Consider the following 16194-nt stretch of genomic DNA (forward strand, 5'->3'; position numbering starts at 1 on the left):
GTGTAAACGATGGGTTTTTTAGATAAACTATTTGGTAGAACAACGAAGGAGGAAAAAGTTATGGCAGAAAAATTAAACATCGGTATCATTTTGGGAAGTACACGTGAAGGACGTGTAAGTCCGCAGGTAGGTAACTGGGTAAAAGAAATTGCTAACAAACGCGGGGATGCTAACTATGAAATTGTTGACATCGCTGATTTCAACCTTCCGTTTCTAGGAACAACAGATGGCACTGAGCCTGGCATTGCAGCATGGAATCAAAAGCTTGCTAGCCTAGATGGTTTTATCTTCATCGTTCAGGAATACAATCACAGCATTACAGGTGCACTAAAAAATGCACTAGACTTTGCTCGTGAAGCTTGGAACAACAAAGCTGCGGGAATCGTAAGCTACGGTTCTGTAGGTGGAGCTCGTGCCGCTGAGCATCTACGTGGCATTTTGGGAGAGCTTGCTGTGGCGGATGTTCGTACACATCCTGCTTTGTCCTTGTTCACAGACTTCGAGAACGGTTCAAACTTCAAGCCTGCTGACATGCATGCCAATACGGTAAACGAAATGATTGACCAGCTTGTTAAATGGTCAACTGCACTCAAAACTATTCGATAAAGCATAACATTAAAGCTTATCGATTCAGAATAAAATAGTCGTAAAAAACGCTCTTTTCATGTATTGAAAAGGGCGTTTTTATTATGCTATATTCTACTGCCTCAAACTCCTTCGATGAAAGTCTGTCAGCGGAAGAAGCATTGCTAGTCCATAATTTTTTCATGTTTAGCTTTCGATCTCATATGGAATAACACTTTTACTATGATTGCAATGAGCGAAACACCTACTGCAATGATGATGCTTTCCGTTTCATTGAGGCCAACTATATAGCCAATGATATAGTAAATCATTATTCGCATGAGACACAGCACGATCTCATAATACAGCTGTCTACCTACGATATATTTCAAAGTAAATTCAACAAGATGATCAAGGGTAACTATATAAATCAAATACGAGATGGCTAATATCACTAGCTGATTCATGCTGATCTCTAAGGAAAAAATGATATTAACAATACTCGTTGAACCAACAATAGCAAAGACAACGAGTCCGATAAATGCAGTGATAATAAGAGAAAATGCTGCCGAAAGAAAAACAACCTTCCTATTACTTATTTTTTCTCCTTCAGCTTCTAGTGTATTCTTACTATATATAAACGTAAAAATAAGTAGTATTGAGATGATATATATGACCAGTAAAGTAACGATTATGCTCATCGGTTACACTCTCCTCATTAAAGGAGTACGCATGTATGACCTGTTCGGTTTCATGGACCAGCTTACCAAAGAGGTTAAGTAGAAAAAGCCCAAAAACTGTAACTTCTTTACAGTAAAATTGGGCATAAGATCAATAACTCTACTATTTATGTCTCAACCGTAGATTCAGAGACCGGAACGTAGTTAACGACTTTAAGGACAATCGGCGAATCTGCTAGAATCGCTTCACCATCTACAGGAACTGTAATCGCCAGCGATCCAGTGCCAGCCGCCCCAGCTGTATAAACGCTGATTCCGTCCATTTGTGGAACTCCATTTATAAAAACCTGAGTGTAACTGTTATCTACCGCAAGCTCCGGCAGTGCTGTAGCGACTGCACCTGTATCATCGAAAAAATCATCTGTGTTAATCGTTAATGTTGCGCCTGCCGCAGTATCAACGGTGGTGACGTAAAAAAACTTAGCGGAATCAGGCCCTACCGTTGTTGTGGTGTTTACAACTACCTGTAGCTTCATTATTTGTAATGCCATAATTAAGCCCTCCTTCCTTATCGATTTCCCTTCACTTCATAGAGTTTGAGAAAGGTTAATTACATCATATTCAAAACAAGCTACGTTGTTTGGGTAGATTTAACCTCAAATTCTATCAAGTTATACAATATAGGCTTTAATTTTGATCGATTCTATAATGATAGGTGTTCCTGCCAATATCGTTGTTCCAGTTCGTTTGATGTAAAGCGCATCCTTACTTACGTCGAAAAGGCCTCCAGCCTGAATAACTCCATTAATAAACAAATTATAATATCCTTTTTTCCCAACGCTCTGAAAACGTTCAATCGTCTTACCACTGTCGTCTGTAAATTGGCCTGCAGATAACCTCCATTCTTCGGATAACGTAACATCTATGGAAGGAATAAAGAAGTATCGTTGGATCATGGGACGAAACCGAATTTTTGAGGATTTCCTCTTGCTTCGTCTATGTCTCCTTTTGCAACGAGGAGGGGATTTTTTGTCTACAAAGCCTGTTAATTTAAAGCAGTATTTTTTCTTACATTTTTTTCTTTGCATCTTCATCACCCCCAGCCTCAGACTATAGTATTTATATGCCTGAATGAAGAACCGGGGTTGAAGCAACGGCCTATTGTGTCATCATGCCAAGTGCTTTTTCATGGCTGCTGTGCATATGAAAAAGCCCCAGCAAGCAGGTTTCAAAATCTGCAGCGCTGAGGCTATAATACGTATATACTTTATTTATTGCTTCAGTCTACGGTTGTTTCCAGCCTTATTGCTCGGCCTTTTCTTCTTCCCACACCGTATCCAAAACCTGGCTAAAATATGGAACCGGCTGTGCGCCAGAAACAGCATACTTGTCGTTAAACACAAAGAAAGGCACACCTTGCACACCAATCTGTCGTGATTCGGCGATATCCTTACTCACCTTCTCAGCATACTCTTTCCCTGCGATGATGCCGCGAACTTTCTCTCCAGCAAGTCCTACCTCTTCAGCCAAGCGGACAATGGCTTCTGGATCACTTAAAACCTCACCCTCTGCAAAATGAGCAGCGTATAAACGATCAAAAAACTCATTGCCTTTTCCCTGCTCTTTTGCATATTGGAATACGTGATGTGCGTCAGCCGTGCTAGCAAACTTTGCGATATCGTAATTAATGTCAACGCCTGATGCTTTGGCCATATCCGTAACCTGCTGTAGCATCGCCTTCGTTTGTTCAACAGGAATGCCTTTAAGGTTAGAAAATGATTCGTAATACGCCTCACCTGGAACGTACTCGGCATCTGGTGATAGCAAAAAGCTTCTATATTCGATTTCAACGTTTTCGGCATGTTCAAAGCTCTCTAAAGCCTTTGCTAAATGTGCTTCTCCAATGTAACAGAATGGACATACAAAATCAGACCATATCGTAATTTTCATTCTTTTTCCTCTTTCCCTTGAGTGATTGGGCCACATATTCCAGTATTAATATCACAGAGGAAGCCTGCAGCTCCATCTATATTTTTTAATACTTGAATACGGTTTAGATCTTTAGCTTTTATAGTAGAACCGTTGTCTTTAGAAACAGTATCTTTAGATGGTTTTATGACATCATTTTGCTTTTCATCCGCCATCGTTATACCTCCCCTATATACATAAACTGCTTTGATCAAGTTACTAACCTTTTTTTATAATGTGTAACAATTATAGTTACAATTAAAACCCCTGTCAAATCCAATCCATTCTATTAAACTCCCAATAAAATGATCCACTAACTACCATATGTACCTGTCCGATTCACAAACGATGAATATATTAATAGCATCAAGAATAAACGTGAGGTGATTGTATTGGAGGTGATCACACCTTGTTAATCGGAGTATGTGTTTCTAATGAGAAACGAAAGTTCAGAGCCTATGTCAAAGAACGGCTCAAATTATATTCGGGGAATGCTGAGCTGATTGCATTTCGAATGAAGGACCTAGACTTGAAGCGTAAGAGAGTAAAAGGAGAATACTTGAAGAAGAAAGGTAAAAAAATTCATCGTGTGAAGGGAGTCTATCCACTCCCTGCTGCTATTTATGTACAAACATATGTCCATCCACGTATGCTAAAAAAACTGGAGAAGGCCATAGGCCGAAAGGTCTTCAACAACTTCATATGTGACAAATGGCAATGCTCGAAGCTTCTCTTCGCCGATACAGAGCTACAAGCTTATCTTCCATACACACGAAAATTGAAGGATTTAACCAGCGTGCAAAAAGCACTAGATCGCTATCGAGATGTTATTCTAAAACCTATTAATGCAGTGTACGCCTACGGTGGCAAAGGGATTATTCGTGTACGGCTGGAGGAGGATAATCAGATCGAGGCCTATTATTGGAGTTCTAAAGGAATGAACAAGAAAATTTTCACTTCTTATAACAGCTTGTGGAAGTTTTTATTGGATAAACGATCTGATGATGACTATATCGTTCAACAGTTTATTCCCACGATGAAAGTTGAAGATAACGCAACCGATATCCGGTTGCATATGAATAGAGACGGTTCTGGACAATGGGTAGTGTCTGATATTCTGCTACGCGTCGCCACGAATGAAAGTCATCTTAGTCATCAGCTTAATATGACTCTTGAAATTGATTATCTGGATAATAGGTTTCCGCAGCATCAAGGTGAAGCAGATGAGTCATATATGAAAGAATCCATTATAAAGGTTGGGCTAATGATTTGCCGTGCATTCGATCATGCAGGGTATCATATGGGAGATTTGGGCATCGACATCGGTGTCGATGAGCACGGTCATCCTTGGGTATTTGAAGTCAATACCCTCCCAAATCCATACCCCTCTTATAATTATGCAGCTTTCATATATCCTATTGAATATGCGCTTTATCTTGCAGCCAAGAAGAAGAAGACATGACGTGTCTTCTTCTTTTTTAGTCTCTTCCTCTATTCTGCATCTTACTTACTACCCATTTTATTCTCGAATTTGTATCACTAGCTTCCCTCTCGTATGCTTTGTTTCAATTCGCGTATGAGCCATTCGCAGAGCTTCTTCAGCTAGTGGATATGCTTCATTAATATAGGCTTTTAGGCTTTGCTCTTGCAGCCACCCTTCGATCTGCTCCAGCTCTTCTCGCTTCGGATTCACAACGACAAATTTACCTTCTACTCCATAGGCTTTGACTATATCTTCAATAGATGGCGTTACAATCGATACGATTCTGCCGCCTTGCTTCAGCACGTTGCTGTTTTTCTGTTGATCTATTCCCATAATAAAATCAAAAACGATATCCACGTCACGAGCTGCTTCTGAAAAATCAACAGACGTGTAATCAATAACCTCATCCGCACCTAAGCTGCGAACAAATTTATGATTACTTGCCCTTGCTGTTGTCATCACATAGGCTCCTGCGCGCTTGGCCATTTGAATTGCAACATGGCCTACCCCACCTGCTCCGCCATGGATCAGCACACGCTGACCTTCCTTTAGCTCACCATAATGGAATAATGAATGCCAGGCAGTCAGCGCGACAGCGGGTAATGCCCCCGCTTCCTGAAACGTTATTGTAGAGGAAAGCTTGGCTAATTGATCCTCCTCAGCAACTGCATATTCCGCATAAGTACCCGTACTCCCTAAGCCGAATACTCGATCTCCTTGCTTAAATTGCGTTACCGCAGTACCGACCTCCTTCACAACGCCTGCAAGATCTAGTCCTAGAATATGAGGAAAGCTATGCACTGGAAATACCTCCTGCACAACACCTGCCCGAATATTGCAATCAACCGGATTGACGGACGTAGCATACAGTTCAACAAGCACCTGATTGTCGTTATAGCTTGGCACAGCCACTTGCTCACCTCTCAGCACATCTGGATTTCCGTATTCTTGTATCGTTATCGCTCTCATTTGGATAGCCTCCTTAATTTATGATCATTTGTTGAATAATCAACAACTGTCTATTACAATGAAATTGTATGGCTTAATTTGGAAGAGAGCAATCGTTAATACTGCTCGAAATGTTCATTAATCAACACATTCTATATAAATGTTCATCTAATAGGGAGGCCGTAACGATGACAGTGGATCGTCGAGTATTAAAGTCACAGGAAGCGATAAAAAAAGCCTTCTTCGAGCTCATGGCTGAAAAAGACTTCAAGGATATTACCGTTCATCTCATATCGGAAAGGGCTAACCTCAATCGGGGTACATTCTATCTACATTACTTAGATAAGTTTGACCTGTTAGACAAGTGTGTTGAGGAGCAATTCGCCGAGTTAATGCGAGTTTGTGCTGCGAAGGAGCATGATCAGACACATTACCCTACATTCGATTCCATACTAACGACTACGCAATATTTTGAGGAGCATTTCATGTTCTATTCTTGCATGTTGAACAACAAAGGCATGCCTTCCTTTCGCGATCGAATGCTTGATCTCATGGTGAAGGGCATACATGAGCAGATCAATATGAGTGATATCAATACAGGGATGAACAAGGATATTCTCGTCCAATTCATGGCATCAGCCATTGTAGGCATCATCGAATGGTGGATTGTTAACCACATGCCGGTCCCCGCACAGCAATTGGCTAAAGAGCTATGGACGCTGCTGGAAAGAAATCAGATTAATCAGTAGCCGATCGTAATGACTTCATAGTCTTATTTAAGGCTTATATCGAAGCCAAGCATCTATCTAACATCCAACCATTATCCTAGGTTGAACAAACCCTTAACAAAGCCAACGATGGTGTTGCCTGCCAAAAACTTAAGTGCCATGACCGAGATTACGACGATTACGCCTACGATGATTCCATAGGCTTCTTTTTTGGATTTTGACATAGTTACTATATACACTCCTTTAATACGTGTTCTTACTATTACATTAACAAAGGAGTAGTTTGGATTTTTGATATCGTTTGCTATGTTTTCATTTGAGGTAAATGCCATGCATTGCCACACTAATGGAAGTTACACTATAATTTACCTAGTTAAAGCAAGTACGGTACGGAAGGAGGCGGGCTCATGCGCTCATACTGGATTTGGCTCTTGTTCATGGTAGCAGCCTGGCTATGTGCCTGGCTAAGCTTGCCTGTCGAGGAAGCGTTGAAGCCTTGGCGACTTGTTGTTGCCGCACTATTTTTTATGCTATATTTCATCGCCCCGCTGCTGCGCAATCGTCCAGTATGGCTGACCTCCACATTAATCGGCGCTTCCATCCTGGCTACGGTCGCATTACAGCTAGAGTATACGGGTGAGCATTCTTTATATGTACTACTAATCTATTCCTTGCTTGCGGGAAAGGCCATCTATCGCCTTCCCCCTATTCACGCAGTCATCGTGGGAATTGCATTACTTAGTAATCTTCTTGCTCCTAGCTGGTTCGGTTACCCTTCCTTTCCTCCTATGTTTGCTATTCTGCTTGCGGCCATACATGCCACCGGTCTGGCTGTATACAGCCACGCTAAGACTAATATGGAAGCGACCGATCTACGCAATGATGTGCTGCTCAGTGAATATCGCGCGATGAAACGGCGTATCGTTACCAATGAAAAAGCGGCACGTCAGGAAGAACGGACACAGATTGCTAGAGATATACATGATTCGGTCGGGCATAAGCTGACGGCGCTGCTGATGCAGCTTGAGGTGCTGCGTATGCAAGCGGATGAACAGCTTGCCCCTCGAGTCACCGAACTTAAAGAGCTGGCTAGAGAAAGTCTTGAGGAAACAAGGAGCGCCGTGAAGTCCTTAAAGCAGCCAGAAACAGGCGGTCTTACCGCTATTCTTAACATGATTCGCAAGCTGGAAGCCGAACAGTTCATGCGGGTTCACTTTACTGTTCAGCACGGAGCCCTTTCCGCTCCGCTGAGGGCCTCGCAATCGTTCGCTGTCTACCGAGCGGTACAAGAAGCGCTTACTAATCTGATGAAGCACAGTGAGTCAAAGGAAGCTTTTATTACGTTCGAAGCACCTGGGGGCGGGATCTTTCGATTCGAGGTCGTGAATCGCCTAAAGAATAAAGTGGTTGTGCGCGAAGGCTTCGGTCTGCGTTCCATGCGGGAGCGGATCGAGGAAGCCGGAGGAACACTAGAAGTAGTCGCTTACCCAGATTCCTTCGTAATACGCGGCGTTATGCCAATCCTGAAGGAAGGTGGTGAAACGTTATGATTAAAATATTGCTCGTTGAAGACCAAGCTATGGTGAGGCAAGGCTTGAAAATGATGATTGAAACAGATGAAGGTCTGCGTGTAACCGGTGAAGCCTCCAATGGGAAAGAGGCGGTAGCACTGTGTGAATCCCATTCCTTCGATATTATCGTGATGGATATTCGTATGCCTGAGATGGACGGACTGGAGGCAACACGCATTATTCGCTCCCGCTGGCCGAGCAGCAAAGTGCTCATTCTTACCACCTTCAACGATGATGAATATGCGCTTGAGGCACTCAAGAGCGGAGCGAGCGGCTACATGCTTAAGGACGCGGAGCCGTCAGCACTAATTCGCGCTATCCATAGCTGCTTATCGGTCGGGATGGCGCTGCAGGACGATGTTGCTGCGAAAATTATTCCACGGCTGCTCAAGGATGAGCAGGAGCACGAGGTCGACAAGTCCATCACCCCGCGTGAGCTTTCGATCCTTCGTCTAATTGGAGAGGGACGCAGTAACCGGGAAATTGCCGATCAGCTTGGGCTATCGATCGGAACAGTGAAGAATAACGTTAGCCAGGTCATGGAAAAGCTGGAGCTCAGAGATCGAACGCAGCTAGCGATCTACGCTATCCGGCACAATCTAGTTTGATCGACCGTGACCAGAGTCATGGTTCTACATAAAAGTAATGACGGAGGACAGTGGGAGCACTGTCTTTTTGTCTGTACACTTAACTCATAAACATCGAACAGGATTTGAAATAAGAAGAACGCCAACAACAAGGAGGCATTAAGCATGCTGGAAACGGTCGAGCTGAGTAAAAGCTTCAAGGGTAAGACGGTGGTAGACGGTGTAAGCTTGTATCTTGATCAAGGCGAATCGGTTGGCTTGCTTGGACCTAACGGAGCAGGTAAATCAACGACGATCTCTATGATTTCGTCCTTGCTCGCCCCAACGCATGGAGATGTATTGCTGCGTGGAAAGAGCGTTATTAAGCATCCGCAGCATATACGTAGGGTGCTAGGCGTCGTGCCGCAAGAAATCGCTCTTTACGAGGAGCTTAGCGCATATGAAAATTTACAATTTTTCGGACGAATTTATAAGCTAAAAAAAACAGCACTAGAGAGCAAAATTCAGGAGGTGCTGGAGATTGTCGGCCTACGTGAACGACAGAAGGAGCTCATCAAAACCTTCTCTGGTGGCATGAAACGCCGCATCAATATCGCTGCCGCTCTGCTACACAATCCGCAAATCGTTATTATGGATGAACCAACCGTTGGGATTGATCCTCAATCACGGAATCATATTTTGGATACAGTTAGATATCTAAATCTTGAGAAGGGCACGACAGTCTTGTACACGAGCCACTACATGGAGGAGGTTGAGCAGCTATGCAAGCGCATGTATATCATGGACCATGGTAAGGTCATTGCCTCCGGCACGAAAGAAGAACTCGGACGCATCTTGTCCAGTGAAGATACGATCCTGCTGCAGCTCGATGCTTATGATGATGCCTTTATTGAAGAGATACGCTCATTAGATCCGGTCAGACAGGTTGAGCGGACGGATCAGGGACTGAAGCTCATTATAGCTAAGCAGAGTCGAGTGCTCAGCTCTATCGTTCAGAGCGCGGAACGTCACAGTGTACAATTGATCAACATGCATGTGCATACACCGAGTCTTGAAGATGTATTTCTCCATCTTACCGGTCGGACCTTACGCGATTAAAGGAGTGGGATATCGATGAGAGCTTTTCTGAAAAAGGATGTGCTCGTTTACTGGCGTGATCGAAAGCAAAATATATTCTCACTAGTCATCCCCCTCATTCTAATTGTCGTGCTGGGGCTTTTATTACCGAACTGGATTGAGAATCCTACAAGCACACTCCAATTAAAAGCGGCCATGGTCGTTCATGACAACGAAGCTGCAGGCCTTGAGCAATTCCAAAGCTCTCTTAAGAGCAGAGGTCTACCAGATGAAGAGGCCGCTGTATTATTTGAGCTTGCAGCACATTCACCGCCTGTCAGCTTGCTGAACGATATGCTGAAAAGTGACCAGATTATCAGCATGGTCGAGTGGGTTGAGCTGGATGAGGAAGCAGCGCTCCGCCGTTTGCAATCCGGAGAGATTCAAGCCATCGTAACCTTACCTGAAGACTTCACGCTGCACATCTTGAATAAGACACTGCTTGACGAGGGGAACGGTGCGGCAATAAGCCTGACGTCTGACGATCCTTCCATCGAGGTTGGTGTTCTTCAAGGCATCATTGAAGGCTTCACGCAGCAATTCAATGCAAGTTCGGCCATTGCACATGCTGGCACTCATTCTGCAGTTACGTTAAATCAGGAGGCCGTTCTACCTTCTATAGGCGGCGTGGAGACGATTGAAGGTGTACGTGTGCTAACCTCATTCCAATATTTCACGCTCGCGGTTGGCGCTATGTTTGCCATGTATGTAGCTGCTAACTCAGCAAACAAAGCGATTACAGAGAAGAGAGAGCATGTGTTCCAGCGTATATTACTGTCGGGCAGCCACCCACTAACGTATCTAGCAGGAAAAATTGTTGCAACCTTGATGATGTCCTTGCTGCAGCTGACACTGGTGATCCTCATCTGTCATTTCGTGCTCGACTTGTTTCCTGGATATTCACTTGAGTTCTGGCTTGGCTTTTCCCTATTAATGATGATGATGTGTCTGATTGTCGCAGCGCTGGGGGGATTGTTCACTGCCGCGATGTTCCGGATGAATGCGAATACGGCCAATGCAATCATTCAAGCATTATTATTGATTATCGGCGTTATCGGCGGGAACTTTGCCCCTATCTATATTTTACCCGACGCGGTTCAACAGCTATGGGAATGGACACCAAACGGCCTTTGGTTATCGACCATGATTCAATGGATTCAGCAGGAATCATGGGAGGCCGCGATCAATGGCATGCTAGGTCTGTCCGCGTTCATTATAGCGATTATCGCACTGAGCGTATGGACATTTCCAAAAAGGGGGCGAATCTAAATGGTTCCAGTTTTTCTAGCACAATGGATGAAGGAGAAACGTTCCCCTTATATGGTTCTCATCTTTATTAGCATCAGCATTGCCGCAGCTCTACTCTTCGGATCCAATATGGATATCAAATTAAAAATTGATACCTTTCGAGGAGAAGGTGTGACTGTAGAAGAGGCTGAGCGCTGGATTGATCGCCTTAATGAAAGCGGGGCCTTCATCTTTAGCTTGCGAGCCGAAGAAGAATCTTTGGCTGATGTGCGCCAAGGGCGCTCGGATATGGCGGTTAGATTATTGAAGGACGACTATCGTATTATCGCTGTAATGGAGAGCACGAATGTCGAGCTCGTCCAGCAGCATATGCAAGCCGTTTATCATGAGGAATTTCGAATCATGGCCGCAGCATCACACGCCGAAGATGAACTGGAATTCCGTGAAGCGATGAAAACGTATATGGAACAACCACCTCTGAAGCTTCAGTCTTCCACCTCTTCAGGCAGTGAGCTGCGAAGCTACGATATGAGATTACAGCTGCTATTTGGCTTTTCTCTGTTCCTTGCTATGCTTACTGTGGGGTTCAGAGTTAACGCTATGACTGCCGAGAAAATATCCGGCATCTGGAACCGTGTCATCCTGTCTCCATTGACGAAGACAGAGATGTATCTGGGCCATCTAACCTACAGTACGCTGATTGGTATCGTTCAAATCACAATGGTTTTCTTACTCGCTAAGTACTTATTTGGTTTTAGTCTTGGGCATAGCTTCGGGATGCTAGCCATGATCGTTGTGCTTTACACGATGACCATCGTTGCTATGAGCATGCTATTTACAGGAATATTAAGGACACCGGAGCAATTCGGTGCAATATTCACCTCTATCGTACCGATTATGCCGCTCATTAGCGGTGCCTATATGCCGCCAGGTACGATTACGAACGACGTGCTGCTGTTCATTGGCCAGTTCTTGCCACTTCAGCATGCGCTAGATGCTCTAATCGGCGTCTCGATATATGAGCAGGGCTGGACGGACATCTACTTGCCGCTTGCCAAGCTGCTGTTGATGACTGTTATTTTCTTCGGAGTAGGGATTAACCTCGTTGAGCGCCGTCGCTTATAGCGCAACGAATAAAACAAGCCGATGAATGATCAAGGTTAAACTTGAATAATTCATCGGCTTGTTGGCTTGTTACAGCTTAATTTATTATTCTGCTCGTTACATTACAGCTTCAGATATCGTCTTAAAGCGGAAATCAATAGATCATGGTCCTCCTGATCAGGCAGTCCAGATACAGTAATCGTACCGATCATTCCTTCACCTTCCACATGAAGCGGAAATCCGCCACCCGCTCCGACATAGTCAGAAAGGGGCAATCCATCACGTTCCTCTATTGTTGTTCCTTCCTGACGAGCTTGTAAAGCAACACGCCACGAGCTCTGTCCATAATGCCGAACCACATTATTTTTACGACGAATCCAATCCTCATTTTCTACTGTAGTTCCCGCCATCGCATGAGCAAACAACCGTTGCCCTTGGCGATAAATTTCTACAGTAATGCTTTTACCTAGACTTCTTGCTTCGTCGATTATTGCAAGTCCAACCTGTAGTGCCGTTTCATTCGTGAATGCGCTGAATCTAAGCTCTTGCTCTTCTTTCTCCATCTGAATCAATTGATCCTTCATGTTTCTCCCCCATTTTTTTCAATCTCTGCCTTCTACTTTTCGCTTGAATGTCATGTATTTCCTTCTTTTATCCCCTATTGAGTAAGCAAAAAATAAAAAATGTCACCGGCAGCTCCTAATGCTAGCTGATGCTAACAAATAAGAGTGCGCCGATGACATTGTCGTGAGTATGCGTTAGAACTTCTCTGGAAACTGTTTGTAGATGCCCTCTGCTAAAATATTCGCCAGATGGAGCATATGGATTTCGTTTTGATCTGTTGCTTCAATGTCCCTCTGCCAGTCTCCATTCAGACAGGCAAGAACGATTTCGGTAATTAATTGAAGATGCGTATACAGCATGTCCTGCATCTCCTTGAACGGCCAGTTTGGATTAGCATCGCTCAAAAATTTAGCTATATCATCTGCGTTACGATGCCACTGGGTCTGTTGCTTCTTAACCTCTGCCTGATTGCCTGCTTTGGCAGCAGCTACGATGTGGCCTGCAATCTCAATATGTTCGGTTAAAAGCTCAGCAAGCTTATTACCAGCAGCTTCTCCGTAAAACGGCTTAATGATATTCCCTATATCCTGTTGATTCCGTAATAGTCGCTCTAGCACATATTGCTGATCTGGTCGATCCGATATCGCACTGACAATATAGCTTCTTGTCCATATCGTATGATCAATCCATGCCTTCTCCATATCACCTTTCAGCTTTACGAATGCAGGACTTAGACAGATGTCCTCCCGCTTCTCAGCTGCCTTCACTTCTGTTGTAGCTAGTGCAGGATTTAAGCTAAATACAATCGCTACGGCTAACAGCAGCGCAACCATTTTTTTCATTATGTATCTACTCCTCTGTACGTTTGGATTGAATTTACAGTAGTATTATGGTTATCTTGTCCAAACTTATACAGATAGATCATGAACAATTAGGTTGATTGGCATTAAGAACATCTGGCAAGCCTTTCATAGATCGAATGTCAAAACGCGCCTCGGTAGTGAACCGGGCGCGTTTTGACGTAATCAGCCTGAAGGTGAAGACATTCTCTCTTATTGCATAAACTTATCAATATATTGCATCGTCTCTTTTGTTGGTGCAGCCTCCATCCGATAAAACTCCTCCATTCGTTTACCATTCAGCGTGTATGTGATCTTAATATAGATGTCTTGATATACGCTTAGTAGATATCGGTCAATGCTGTCCTCCGCTAGAACAAACGATCTGCTAAGATAGGCCCCTTTAGGCTCTCCATTAGGTATGATGTCAAAGGTATGCTCATTTAGCACGTTGGATGTATGAACATGACTCGCAGCTAAGTAGTTCATCATTTTCTCGTTAAGGTGAAAGGACATAATGACGTCTTTCATCTCAACGGCCGGGTCATATAGGTATATCTCATAATTAATACGTGTTGCATCGACATCCTCTTCTATCTCTACTGTATTCGTTAGTGCATAGTTTGCTGGAGTATAAACATACTCACCTGAGTTTATATACTCTCTTAATTCTATCCCTTCCGAAGCATACGTTGTCTTTTTCATCAACGATCCGTTAGCACTGCAGCCGCTAAGTAATAAGAAGAAGAGTAGGAATGTTGCAACAATTAATAGCTGTCTATTCATAAGTAAAGCTCCATTCTAGCGGTAGGCAACAACCATGCTTTTATTACGATTTATACTTACATTCTTCAACATAATATTACCATTTATGATAGAATCGAACTATATTTATTACACATATCATTGGAGTGATAGCATTGAATTGGCCTATAGCTATTAAGAAAGCAACAAAGCTAGCAGCTGCAGTCATCGTTTCTGCTAGCTTACTAGCATCCCTTTCTTACACCACATTCGCCGCAACACATCGTGTACATGATCAAGTGAACACGCGAACGGAGCAAGATATTTATAAAAAGTGGCAACAATATTTGCCGCAAGCATTCAATAGTGACCATTTATTTGAGGTTGAGCCGAAGTACTCCGCTCCTTACAGCGCCGGACAATTAAAGCAACAAGTGCTTAAGGATGCAGTAAACGCAACTAATTTTGCGCGTTATCTGGCTGGGTTGCCTGATGATGTCACACTGGATTATTCCTTAGCTGAACAGCAGCAAGCAGGCGCTGTGCTAATGGCTGAGCTTGGCACGATTACCCATTATCCGACTAAGCCTTCTGATATGGCTGATGATTTCTTTGAGCTCGGTCGCACGTCCGCCTCTTCTAGTAATCTATCAGCAGGACGCAGCTCATTGTACAACACTGTCTTTTACGGCTATATGGCTGATAATTCAGGAAGCAATCTCTATTCTGTCGGGCATAGACGCTGGATACTGAATCCTGACATGAAGAAAACAATGTTCGGCTTGGCGTATGATCCTTCATCGAGATACAGATTTTATTCAACGATGTATGCTTTCGACCGCGAACGAGATAAGAATGAAGTAGATTATCAATATATCGCTTGGCCATCAGCAGGTCTGTTTCCAACTGATGTGCTGACTGCTGCTGATCCGTGGTCCGTTTCATTGAATACGAGCATATACAGTACAAATAAAACAGATGAAATATATGTCACCATCCATAGAGCACGCGATAACAAAACATGGACGCTGAATGCAAGCAATCAAAACGAGCAGGGGGATTTCTTCCAGGTTAATACTGGCGGATACGGCATTAACTTCGCTATTATTTTCCGTCCGAAGGATATTGGAGCATATACAGATGGGGATGCTTTCGAGGTTACCATCCATAATTTATATACTGTATCCGGTGAAAAAACCTCACTCTCTTATACAACAGAAATGTTCTCGCTGCAGGCTTCCTTCAAAAACAATGCTACGCGCTATGCGCTGAGCGGACAGCAGCTGAAGCTCCCTATACAAGGAAATGCAACGAGATTCACTTCAAGTGATCCAAGCATAGCCTCCGTTGATCGCAGTGGCATCGTGACAGCCCATAAGCCTGGGTATGCCTTTATAACGGTAGATAATTATTTGCCTGCCGCGAATAGTATGGTTACCGTTAACGTAAATGATTCAACCTATAGCAAGATTAGCGGATGGGCGAGTTCAAGTATTATCCAAGCAAATGAGCACGGAATCCTAAATAATAGTCCTTATTATCAAGATCTGACGACACCAGTAACTCGAGAGGAATTTGTGCATTATGTTGTCGGAATGCTTAAGGCGCTGAATCCACAACTGAATATTGATGATTATTATGATGTAAAATCACCATTTACTGATGTGCGCAGCACAGACTCTGGCATCATATGGGCATACGAGCAAGGCATTATTAATGGAACTGGTCAAGGAAAATTCTCACCTGATAACGTCATTACGCGTGAGCAAGCAGCAACGCTTCTGCTTAACGTGTATAAGTATCTAGGTGGAGAATTACAGCCCGCTGCTCAAGCTGCTTTTGCAGATCAGGGAAAAGTTGCTAGCTGGGCAATATCATCCGTTAATCAAGCAGCTAAGCTGTCCATTATGGGCGGCGTGTCCGATACTTTGTTTGATCCGAAAGGGAAATACTCTCACGAGCAAACGATTGTCACGCTGCTGCGGCTCTATCAAAAATTTGCAAAGTAAAACGGCTTGTACCAACTTTTAGCTTAGTGAAGCAATAGTAG

The 16194-nt window shown here is 43.6% G+C and carries 19 protein-coding genes; 9 read left to right on the plus strand and 10 right to left on the minus strand.

The genetic code is table 11. The annotated features are described in order from the left end of the window. Window positions 1-9 precede the first annotated feature (9 nt). The gene (locus NSQ99_RS00235; RefSeq protein ID WP_340834179.1) at window positions 10-606 is read left to right on the plus strand and encodes an NADPH-dependent FMN reductase; all 597 of its coding nucleotides are present in this window, start codon (window positions 10-12) and stop codon (window positions 604-606) included. A gap of 143 nt (window positions 607-749) precedes the next feature. Here NSQ99_RS00235 and NSQ99_RS00240 read toward each other — a convergent pair whose 3' ends face one another. From NSQ99_RS00240 to NSQ99_RS00260, 5 genes are all read right to left on the minus strand, one after another. Then, the gene (locus NSQ99_RS00240) at window positions 750-1265 is read right to left on the minus strand and encodes a hypothetical protein (RefSeq protein ID WP_340834180.1); all 516 of its coding nucleotides are present in this window, start codon (window positions 1263-1265) and stop codon (window positions 750-752) included. Window positions 1266-1411: 146 nt separating this feature from the next. Beyond that, entirely contained in the window at window positions 1412-1795 is a 384-nt protein-coding gene (locus NSQ99_RS00245; protein WP_251669491.1) for a DUF4183 domain-containing protein, read from the minus strand. A gap of 120 nt (window positions 1796-1915) precedes the next feature. Next, complete coding sequence (locus tag NSQ99_RS00250; protein ID WP_340834184.1) at window positions 1916-2200, minus strand: DUF4183 domain-containing protein; 285 nt, start codon at window positions 2198-2200, stop codon at window positions 1916-1918. A 346-nt stretch (window positions 2201-2546) separates the two neighbouring features. Beyond that, window positions 2547-3194, minus strand: a complete 648-nt coding sequence (locus tag NSQ99_RS00255; protein ID WP_340834187.1) for a DsbA family oxidoreductase — start codon at window positions 3192-3194, stop codon at window positions 2547-2549. Further along, window positions 3191-3388: a hypothetical protein gene (locus NSQ99_RS00260; RefSeq protein ID WP_340834189.1), complete on the minus strand. Its 198-nt coding sequence runs from the start codon at window positions 3386-3388 to the stop codon at window positions 3191-3193. Before NSQ99_RS00260 ends, NSQ99_RS00255 begins: the two co-directional genes overlap by 4 nt. A 338-nt stretch (window positions 3389-3726) precedes the next feature. Between NSQ99_RS00260 and NSQ99_RS00265 the strand changes: the two genes are divergently transcribed. Further along, window positions 3727-4674, plus strand: coding sequence for a YheC/YheD family protein (locus NSQ99_RS00265; protein ID WP_340834190.1), 948 nt, complete (start codon window positions 3727-3729; stop codon window positions 4672-4674). Window positions 4675-4731: 57 nt separating this feature from the next. On the opposite strand, the gene NSQ99_RS00270 is transcribed toward NSQ99_RS00265, so the two are convergent. After that, window positions 4732-5664 carry an NADP-dependent oxidoreductase gene (locus tag NSQ99_RS00270; protein WP_340834191.1) on the minus strand — a complete coding sequence of 311 codons (933 nt, stop codon included), beginning with the start codon at window positions 5662-5664 and terminating at the stop codon, window positions 4732-4734. Between the two features lie 167 nt (window positions 5665-5831). Here NSQ99_RS00270 and NSQ99_RS00275 point away from each other — a divergent pair, with 167 nt between their 5' ends. After that, window positions 5832-6392, plus strand: coding sequence for a TetR/AcrR family transcriptional regulator (locus tag NSQ99_RS00275; protein ID WP_340834192.1), 561 nt, complete (start codon window positions 5832-5834; stop codon window positions 6390-6392). A gap of 71 nt (window positions 6393-6463) precedes the next feature. Here NSQ99_RS00275 and NSQ99_RS00280 read toward each other — a convergent pair whose 3' ends face one another. After that, complete coding sequence (locus tag NSQ99_RS00280; protein ID WP_340834194.1) at window positions 6464-6595, minus strand: hypothetical protein; 132 nt, start codon at window positions 6593-6595, stop codon at window positions 6464-6466. 183 nt (window positions 6596-6778) lie between these two features. On the opposite strand from NSQ99_RS00280, the gene NSQ99_RS00285 reads away from it, so the two are divergent. From NSQ99_RS00285 to NSQ99_RS00305, 5 genes are all read left to right on the plus strand, one after another. After that, the gene (locus NSQ99_RS00285) at window positions 6779-7921 is read left to right on the plus strand and encodes a sensor histidine kinase (protein WP_340834196.1); all 1143 of its coding nucleotides are present in this window, start codon (window positions 6779-6781) and stop codon (window positions 7919-7921) included. Next, entirely contained in the window at window positions 7918-8550 is a 633-nt protein-coding gene (locus NSQ99_RS00290; RefSeq protein WP_340834198.1) for a response regulator transcription factor, read from the plus strand. Before NSQ99_RS00285 ends, NSQ99_RS00290 begins: the two co-directional genes overlap by 4 nt. 144 nt (window positions 8551-8694) lie before the next feature. Then, window positions 8695-9627 (plus strand): ABC transporter ATP-binding protein, encoded by a 933-nt coding sequence (locus tag NSQ99_RS00295; RefSeq protein ID WP_340834199.1) that lies wholly within the window; start codon window positions 8695-8697, stop codon window positions 9625-9627. A 15-nt stretch (window positions 9628-9642) separates the two neighbouring features. Next, window positions 9643-10914 carry an ABC transporter permease gene (locus tag NSQ99_RS00300; protein WP_340834202.1) on the plus strand — a complete coding sequence of 424 codons (1272 nt, stop codon included), beginning with the start codon at window positions 9643-9645 and terminating at the stop codon, window positions 10912-10914. Next, the gene (locus NSQ99_RS00305; protein WP_340834203.1) at window positions 10915-12018 is read left to right on the plus strand and encodes an ABC transporter permease; all 1104 of its coding nucleotides are present in this window, start codon (window positions 10915-10917) and stop codon (window positions 12016-12018) included. 101 nt (window positions 12019-12119) lie between these two features. Here NSQ99_RS00305 and NSQ99_RS00310 read toward each other — a convergent pair whose 3' ends face one another. The 3 genes from NSQ99_RS00310 to NSQ99_RS00320 all read right to left on the minus strand — a co-directional run bounded on the left by NSQ99_RS00310 (window position 12120) and on the right by NSQ99_RS00320 (window position 14186). Next, entirely contained in the window at window positions 12120-12581 is a 462-nt protein-coding gene (locus tag NSQ99_RS00310) for a heme-degrading domain-containing protein (RefSeq protein WP_251669515.1), read from the minus strand. Window positions 12582-12755: 174 nt separating this feature from the next. Next, window positions 12756-13403 carry a glycosyltransferase gene (locus NSQ99_RS00315; RefSeq protein WP_340834208.1) on the minus strand — a complete coding sequence of 216 codons (648 nt, stop codon included), beginning with the start codon at window positions 13401-13403 and terminating at the stop codon, window positions 12756-12758. Window positions 13404-13613: 210 nt separating this feature from the next. Continuing rightward, window positions 13614-14186, minus strand: coding sequence for a hypothetical protein (locus tag NSQ99_RS00320; RefSeq protein ID WP_340834210.1), 573 nt, complete (start codon window positions 14184-14186; stop codon window positions 13614-13616). Window positions 14187-14320: 134 nt separating this feature from the next. On the opposite strand from NSQ99_RS00320, the gene NSQ99_RS00325 reads away from it, so the two are divergent. Next, window positions 14321-16153, plus strand: coding sequence for an S-layer homology domain-containing protein (locus tag NSQ99_RS00325; RefSeq protein WP_340834213.1), 1833 nt, complete (start codon window positions 14321-14323; stop codon window positions 16151-16153). Window positions 16154-16194: the final 41 nt, after the last annotated feature.

This window comes from Paenibacillus sp. FSL W7-1287 (assembly GCF_038004245.1).
GTDB lineage: Bacteria > Bacillota > Bacilli > Paenibacillales > Paenibacillaceae > Pristimantibacillus > Pristimantibacillus camelliae.

What these genes read in the sequence shown, in the direction of transcription:
- NSQ99_RS00240 (WP_340834180.1), bottom strand. Translation starts at nt 1,265, where the DNA reads ATGAGCATAATCGTTACTTTACTGGTCATATATATCATCTCAATACTA.
- NSQ99_RS00270 (WP_340834191.1), bottom strand. Translation starts at nt 5,664, where the DNA reads ATGAGAGCGATAACGATACAAGAATACGGAAATCCAGATGTGCTGAGA.
- NSQ99_RS00285 (WP_340834196.1), top strand. Translation starts at nt 6,779, where the DNA reads ATGCGCTCATACTGGATTTGGCTCTTGTTCATGGTAGCAGCCTGGCTA.
- NSQ99_RS00260 (WP_340834189.1), bottom strand. Translation starts at nt 3,388, where the DNA reads ATGGCGGATGAAAAGCAAAATGATGTCATAAAACCATCTAAAGATACT.
- NSQ99_RS00265 (WP_340834190.1), top strand. Translation starts at nt 3,727, where the DNA reads ATGAAGGACCTAGACTTGAAGCGTAAGAGAGTAAAAGGAGAATACTTG.
- NSQ99_RS00255 (WP_340834187.1), bottom strand. Translation starts at nt 3,194, where the DNA reads ATGAAAATTACGATATGGTCTGATTTTGTATGTCCATTCTGTTACATT.
- NSQ99_RS00245 (WP_251669491.1), bottom strand. Translation starts at nt 1,795, where the DNA reads ATGGCATTACAAATAATGAAGCTACAGGTAGTTGTAAACACCACAACA.
- NSQ99_RS00320 (WP_340834210.1), bottom strand. Translation starts at nt 14,186, where the DNA reads ATGAATAGACAGCTATTAATTGTTGCAACATTCCTACTCTTCTTCTTA.
- NSQ99_RS00235 (WP_340834179.1), top strand. Translation starts at nt 10, where the DNA reads ATGGGTTTTTTAGATAAACTATTTGGTAGAACAACGAAGGAGGAAAAA.
- NSQ99_RS00250 (WP_340834184.1), bottom strand. Translation starts at nt 2,200, where the DNA reads ATGATCCAACGATACTTCTTTATTCCTTCCATAGATGTTACGTTATCC.
- NSQ99_RS00305 (WP_340834203.1), top strand. Translation starts at nt 10,915, where the DNA reads ATGGTTCCAGTTTTTCTAGCACAATGGATGAAGGAGAAACGTTCCCCT.
- NSQ99_RS00280 (WP_340834194.1), bottom strand. Translation starts at nt 6,595, where the DNA reads ATGTCAAAATCCAAAAAAGAAGCCTATGGAATCATCGTAGGCGTAATC.
- NSQ99_RS00295 (WP_340834199.1), top strand. Translation starts at nt 8,695, where the DNA reads ATGCTGGAAACGGTCGAGCTGAGTAAAAGCTTCAAGGGTAAGACGGTG.
- NSQ99_RS00275 (WP_340834192.1), top strand. Translation starts at nt 5,832, where the DNA reads ATGACAGTGGATCGTCGAGTATTAAAGTCACAGGAAGCGATAAAAAAA.
- NSQ99_RS00290 (WP_340834198.1), top strand. Translation starts at nt 7,918, where the DNA reads ATGATTAAAATATTGCTCGTTGAAGACCAAGCTATGGTGAGGCAAGGC.
- NSQ99_RS00310 (WP_251669515.1), bottom strand. Translation starts at nt 12,581, where the DNA reads ATGAAGGATCAATTGATTCAGATGGAGAAAGAAGAGCAAGAGCTTAGA.
- NSQ99_RS00300 (WP_340834202.1), top strand. Translation starts at nt 9,643, where the DNA reads ATGAGAGCTTTTCTGAAAAAGGATGTGCTCGTTTACTGGCGTGATCGA.
- NSQ99_RS00315 (WP_340834208.1), bottom strand. Translation starts at nt 13,403, where the DNA reads ATGAAAAAAATGGTTGCGCTGCTGTTAGCCGTAGCGATTGTATTTAGC.